Below are 5,460 nucleotides of genomic sequence, written 5' to 3'. Positions count from 1 at the left end.
GAGCAGGCGGCTATCGCACGGATGATCGAGCTGGATTACACAGATCCGGCCACGGTGCGGGCGTTTATCGAGGCGTCGGGGTGGTTGCAGCAGCGGTAGCGCCGGACCGTGCCCGGCGCACAGTGCCAACCAAGGTTGGCACCTACCATTGGGGAATCAGCCCCCATTACCTCAGGCGTACAGCGTCGGGTCGGCCACGCCGGCTTCGGTGAAGCCCTGCGCACGCAGGCGGCAGGCGTCGCAATGACCACAGGCCGCGCCGCTGGCATCGGCGTTGTAGCAGGAGACGGTCAGGCCGAAGTCCACGCCCAGGCGCACGCCTTCGCTGACGATCTGGCCCTTGCTGAGGAACTGCAGCGGCGCATGCACGGTGATGCCCGCGCCTTCCACGCCCGACTTGGTCGCCAGGTTGGCCAGCGCTTGGAAGGCGGCGATGAACTCGGGGCGGCAGTCCGGGTAACCGGAGTAGTCCACGGCGTTGACGCCGCAGAAGATGTCGTTGGCACCGAGTACTTCGGCCCAGCCCAAGGCCAACGACAACATGATGGTGTTGCGCGCCGGTACGTAGGTGACCGGGATGCCCTCGCCGCCTGCCTCGGGCACGTCGATGTCGTCGGTCAGCGCCGAGCCGCCGATGCTGCGCAGGTCCACGTCCACGGTCTTGTGCACGATCACGCCCTGGGCCTTGGCCACGCGCGCGGCGGCATCCAGCTCGGAGGTATGGCGCTGGCCGTAACGCACGCTCAGGGCATGCACGGCGAAGCCCTGTTCCTGGGCCATGGCGATGACGGCGGCTGAATCCATGCCGCCGGAGAGAAGCACGACTGCCTTCTTCATGGGTAAATCATCCGGTTTGGGGGAAAAGCCAGCACGCTGTCCCGCGCCGGAACTACATCAAGGAACAACGGACGGGCTCAGCGGCCCGGTTCGTCATTCCAGAGAATCTTATGCAACTGCATCTGGAAGCGCACCGGCAGCCGGTCTTCCACTATCCAGTCTGCCAGCTGGCGAGCAGTGATCTCGCCCTTGCTGGGCGAGAAGAACACCATCGTGCGCTGTACCAGCTGGTGTTCGGCGACCATGGCCTTGGCCCAGTCGTAGTCTTCGCGGTTGCAGATCACGAACTTGATCTGGTCGCGCGCGGTCAGCAGCGGCAGGTTCTCCAGCCTGTTGCGGGCGACCTCGGCCGAGCCGGGGGTCTTGATGTCGACCACACGCGATACGCGCGGATCGACCGCGCTGACGTCCAGCGCACCGGACGTTTCCAGCGACACATCCAGGCCGGCATCGCACAGCTTCTGCAGCAGCATCAGGCAGCGCTTCTGTGCCAGCGGCTCGCCGCCGGTCACGCAGACGTGGCGCACGCCCTGCGCCTGCACATGCGCCACGATGTCGTCGATGTCCCACCAGGTGCCGCCATGGAAGGCGTAGGCGGTGTCGCAGTACTGACAGCGCAGCGGGCAACCGGTCAGGCGCACGAACACAGTCGGCCAACCGGCGGTATCGGCCTCACCCTGCAGCGAGGTGAAGATCTCGGTGATCTTCAGGCGCGGCAGTGGCGACTGCACGATCTCGCTGGGCGTGGCGACGGCGTTGGACGGAGTGACGGCGGTCATGGCAAACAATTCTTCATGGGGCGGGCGACGGATGTATCGGCGCCGGAAACGAAAGCAGCCGAGCATGGGCTCGGCTCTACAGGAGGCTGCCGGGAGTCAACCCAGCGCCAGGGGGCGTATTGTACGCCCGGTCAGCGGATCAGCGGATCTGATTGCCGAGGCGGATCGACTGCAGGCGGTCCTGCGCGGTACGCGCGGCATCCGAGCCCGGGTATTGCGCCACGACGGTCTCCAGCGTCTGCTGGGCCTGGTCGACCTTGCCCTCGCCATACTGCGAGAGGCCGACCTTGAGCAGGCCACCTGCGGCCTTGTCGTGGGTGGGATAGCGCGAGAGCAGTTCGCGGAACTGGGACTCGGCCATCGGGAAATTGCGGGTGGCGTAATAGCTCTCGCCCAGCCAGTACAGCGCATTGGGGGCGTAGACGCCGTTCGGGTACAGCTCCAGGAAGCTCAGGAACAGCTGCGCCGAATCATCGTACTTGCCTGCCTTCAACGCATCGAAAGCCACGTTGTAGGACGTACGCTCGTCACCGGTGACGGCCAGGCTGCCCGGGTCACCATGGACGGAAGGCGGCCGCTCGGAAGTGGCCGCCGTTGCGGGTTTTGCCGGGGCTGCAGGAGCCTTCGGTGCGCTCGCCGGAACAGCAGGCAGGGCCGGGGCGGCAGAGCCCCCTTCCAACCGGTTCAGGCGGCTGTCCAGATCCAGATACTGATCCTGGGCGGACTGCTTGAGCTGGGCGTTGTCGTGCTGGAGTTGCTCGATCGAGGCCTGCAGGCTGGTGACCTGCTGCCGCAGCTGGTTGATCTGGTTCAACAGGTCCTGGTTGGCACTGTTGTTGTACATCTGCTGCTCGAGCGAACCGACACGGTCGGCCAGACTCTGACGTTGTGCATGCGCCGGTGCGGCAGCCACGAGGGCTGCCGCAACGACCAGCATCAGTTTGATGCCAAGGCGCATGGATTACTGCGCGGTGTAGACGATTTCGACGCGACGGTTCTGCGACCAGCAGGACTCGTTCGACTCGGTGCAGACCGGACGCTCTTCACCGTAGGACACGACGGTCAGCTGCGAAGCCGAGCCACCGTTGGCCTGCAGCGCCGAGTTGACGCCGTTGCCACGACGCTCGCCCAGGGCCTGGTTGTACGCGCGCGAACCGCGCTCGTCGGTGTGGCCCTGCAGGGTGATGCGCGAAGACGGACGGTCACGCAGGTACTTGGCGTGGCAAGCCATGATGGCCTGGAATTCCGACTTCACTTCTTCCTTGTCCAGGTCGAAGTAGACAACGCGCTGACGCAGGCAGGCATCGGTGTCCAGATCGCCCGGGCCGTACAGGCCGGAGGTGGACGGACCGGTCGGGGTGGTGGTCGAGGTGCCGGTATCGACCGGAGCCGGGGCTTCTTCCTTGACCTTCTTCGAGCAACCGGCCAGGACGGCCACGGACAGCAGGGAAACAAGCAGAACGCGGGTGGACTTGTTCATGGCGATACCTTTGTGGCTCCTAAGCCGATGAGGGGTTCAATACACAGAAAATATTAACACTCTTTTAGCGCTGGGTACGGTATGGGGACCATGCCGGCTCGCGCACATCACCGTCTGCCAGAACCAGGCGCTGGCGCACGCGCGCGTCGGCCGAGACGGCGTACAGCACACCACGACCACCCTCACGGGCGGCATACAGCACCATGCTTGCGTTGGGCGCGAAGCTCGGCGACTCGTCCAGCGAACCCGGCGACAGCGTGCTCCAGCGCGGCGAGCCCAGCGAGCTGTCCATCAGCGCGATCTTGTAGCTGTTGCCCGAACCCTGGGCGACAGCGATCTTCTTGCCGTCGTAGGAGACCGAGGGCTTGGCGTTGTAGTTGCCCTGGAAGGTCACGCGCTCGGCGCTGCCACCACCGGCACCCACCTTGTAGACCTGCGGGCGGCCGCCACGGTCGGAGGTGAAGTACACCGCGCTGCCGTCCGGGGCCCAGGTCGGCTCGGTGTCGATGGCGAAGTGGTTGGTCAGCTGGGTCAGCTGCTTGCTGCCCAGATCCATCACGTAGATTTCCGGATTGCCCGATCGCGACAGGGTCAGGGCCAGCTTGCGGCCATCCGGCGAGAAGGCCGGGGCGCTGTTGATGCCGCGGAAGCTGGTGACCAGTTCACGGGCGCCGGTGGAGATGTTCTGGATGTAGATGGCCGAGTTGCCACGTTCGAAGCTCACGTAGGCCAGCTTGTTGCCATCCGGGCTCCACGACGGCGACAGCAGCGGCTCGGCCGAACGCACGATGGTCTGCGGGTTGAAGCCGTCCGAGTCGGCGACCATCAGCGCATAGCGCATGGCGTCGCCCTTGCCGCTGGCGGTCACGTAGGCGATGCGGGTCCAGAAGGCGCCACGGACACCGGTGATCTTCTCGTAGATGGCGTCGGCCATCTGGTGGGCGACGTCGCGCATGGCGTTGCCACGTGCGGTCATCGCCAGGCCCAGCAGGCGCTCGCCCTTGGGCACGTCGAACAGTTCGTACTCGACGCGGTAGGCGCCGGCACCGGCGTCCATGACCCGGCCGACGACGATGTAGTTCTGCTTCAGCGCGCGCCAGGTGGCGAACTGGATGTCACCGCCACGGATCGGCTTTTCAACGATCTGCGCTTCGGGCAGCGTGCGGAACTGGCCCGAACGTTCGAGGTCGGCACGGACCACGCCGGCGACGTCGGTCTGCGGAGCGGCCGCCGAACCCTGGTAGGGCATCGGCACGATGGTGATCGGGAGGGCGGAGGCATTGCCGCCGATGATGTCGATATCCAGCCCCTTCTGCTGCGCGACGGCAGCAAAGGGCAGCAACAGAGCCGCAAACACGGCAAGCCAGCGAGGCATCTTCTTCATGGAGAGCTCAAAAAAGGGAAACCGGAACGAGGGATAGCAAAACGGGAGTGAACCGCTTCGCAATCATGAACCAAGGGTACGTGAATTCCGGGTCAGTGCCAGCCGGGTCTCTCACATGCCGTTAACGTCGCGGCCAACTTCCGTAGGGATGACTCGCCCAAAGCATGGCTTGGACGGCATCGCACGATCCAGAGTCAGAGGCGTCATAGGATGACGGGACAGCCCCACAGGGCTGCCCTGCCCCCGCGCGTCAGCGATCCTGGGCGGTGAAGGTGAAGTTGATCGTGCGCGCGAATACCTGCTCGAAGCCACGGTACGGCAACGGCTGGGCGTTGAGCACGGCGGCCTCGATCGAGCGCTTGCCGGCCTCGTCGAACGGGCAGCCGGCGCTGACCGTCGCGCTGCGGACCGTTCCACCCGGCAGCTGGTTGATGGTGATCTGGCAGCGTTGGCCCAGCGGCACGCTGTCCGGACGCACCCACTGTGCCAGCACCTTGGCCTGGATGGCCGCAGCGTACTTGGCAGACAGGTCGTCACTGCTGCCACCACCACCGGCGGCGGGCTGTGCGGCACCGCTGGCGCCTGCGGCAGCACTGCCGGCAGCGTTACGCGCGGCAGCCACCTGGCGCAGCTTCTGCTCGGCCAGCTTGGCTTCCTTCTCGGCCTGCTCGCGGCGGGCACGGATGTCGGCGATCTTCTTCTGCTTCTCGGCCTCGGCCTTGTCGGCCGCCAGACGCTCCTGCTCCGCCTGCTTCTTCTTGGCGTCCGCTTCCTGCTGCTTGGCCAGGCGCAGCTTCTGCTCGGCCTCTTCCTGGCGCTTGCGCTCGGTCAGGTCGATCTGTTCCTGGCGGCGCTTGGCTTCCTGTTGCTGCTTGGCCTTCTCCTGCGAGATGGCCAGCGCGCTCACTGCGTCCTGGTCCTTGGTGTCCGGCTGCGCCACGCGCTCCTGCGCCTGTTGCTGCTGCGGCGTCGGCGCGTCC

General features: G+C 65.8%; 6 protein-coding genes. All 6 read right to left on the bottom strand.

Annotation, left to right across the window (positions count from 1 at the left end; genetic code table 11):
- Window positions 1-171 precede the first annotated feature (171 nt).
- Entirely contained in the window at window positions 172-837 is a 666-nt protein-coding gene (gene queC, locus DBR20_RS07445; RefSeq protein WP_099843418.1) for a 7-cyano-7-deazaguanine synthase QueC, read from the bottom strand.
- 77 nt (window positions 838-914) lie between these two features.
- A complete protein-coding gene (gene queE / locus DBR20_RS07440) occupies window positions 915-1,616 on the bottom strand; it encodes a 7-carboxy-7-deazaguanine synthase QueE (protein ID WP_108265737.1) in 702 nt (233 codons plus the stop codon).
- A gap of 139 nt (window positions 1,617-1,755) precedes the next feature.
- Window positions 1,756-2,574, bottom strand: a complete 819-nt coding sequence (gene ybgF / locus DBR20_RS07435) for a tol-pal system protein YbgF (protein ID WP_108265736.1) — start codon at window positions 2,572-2,574, stop codon at window positions 1,756-1,758.
- 3 nt (window positions 2,575-2,577) lie between these two features.
- Window positions 2,578-3,096, bottom strand: a complete 519-nt coding sequence (gene pal / locus DBR20_RS07430; protein WP_100553345.1) for a peptidoglycan-associated lipoprotein Pal — start codon at window positions 3,094-3,096, stop codon at window positions 2,578-2,580.
- 64 nt (window positions 3,097-3,160) lie between these two features.
- Window positions 3,161-4,480, bottom strand: coding sequence for a Tol-Pal system beta propeller repeat protein TolB (gene tolB, locus DBR20_RS07425; protein ID WP_100460130.1), 1,320 nt, complete (start codon window positions 4,478-4,480; stop codon window positions 3,161-3,163).
- A gap of 250 nt (window positions 4,481-4,730) precedes the next feature.
- Window positions 4,731-5,460 (bottom strand): cell envelope integrity protein TolA (gene tolA, locus DBR20_RS07420; protein WP_108265735.1); only part of this gene is annotated, 730 nt, incomplete at its 5' end.

The sequence above is a fragment of the Stenotrophomonas sp. HMWF023 genome (assembly GCF_003060985.1).
Classification (GTDB): domain Bacteria; phylum Pseudomonadota; class Gammaproteobacteria; order Xanthomonadales; family Xanthomonadaceae; genus Stenotrophomonas; species Stenotrophomonas lactitubi.
The sequence above is the reverse complement of the archived record's forward strand: the minus strand, read 5'-3'. Positions and strand labels throughout refer to the sequence as shown.

Coding starts and splice junctions, on each gene's coding strand:
- queE (WP_108265737.1), bottom strand. CDS start 1,616: ATGACCGCCGTCACTCCGTCCAACGCCGTCGCCACGCCCAGCGAGATC.
- tolB (WP_100460130.1), bottom strand. CDS start 4,480: ATGAAGAAGATGCCTCGCTGGCTTGCCGTGTTTGCGGCTCTGTTGCTG.
- queC (WP_099843418.1), bottom strand. CDS start 837: ATGAAGAAGGCAGTCGTGCTTCTCTCCGGCGGCATGGATTCAGCCGCC.
- ybgF (WP_108265736.1), bottom strand. CDS start 2,574: ATGCGCCTTGGCATCAAACTGATGCTGGTCGTTGCGGCAGCCCTCGTG.
- pal (WP_100553345.1), bottom strand. CDS start 3,096: ATGAACAAGTCCACCCGCGTTCTGCTTGTTTCCCTGCTGTCCGTGGCC.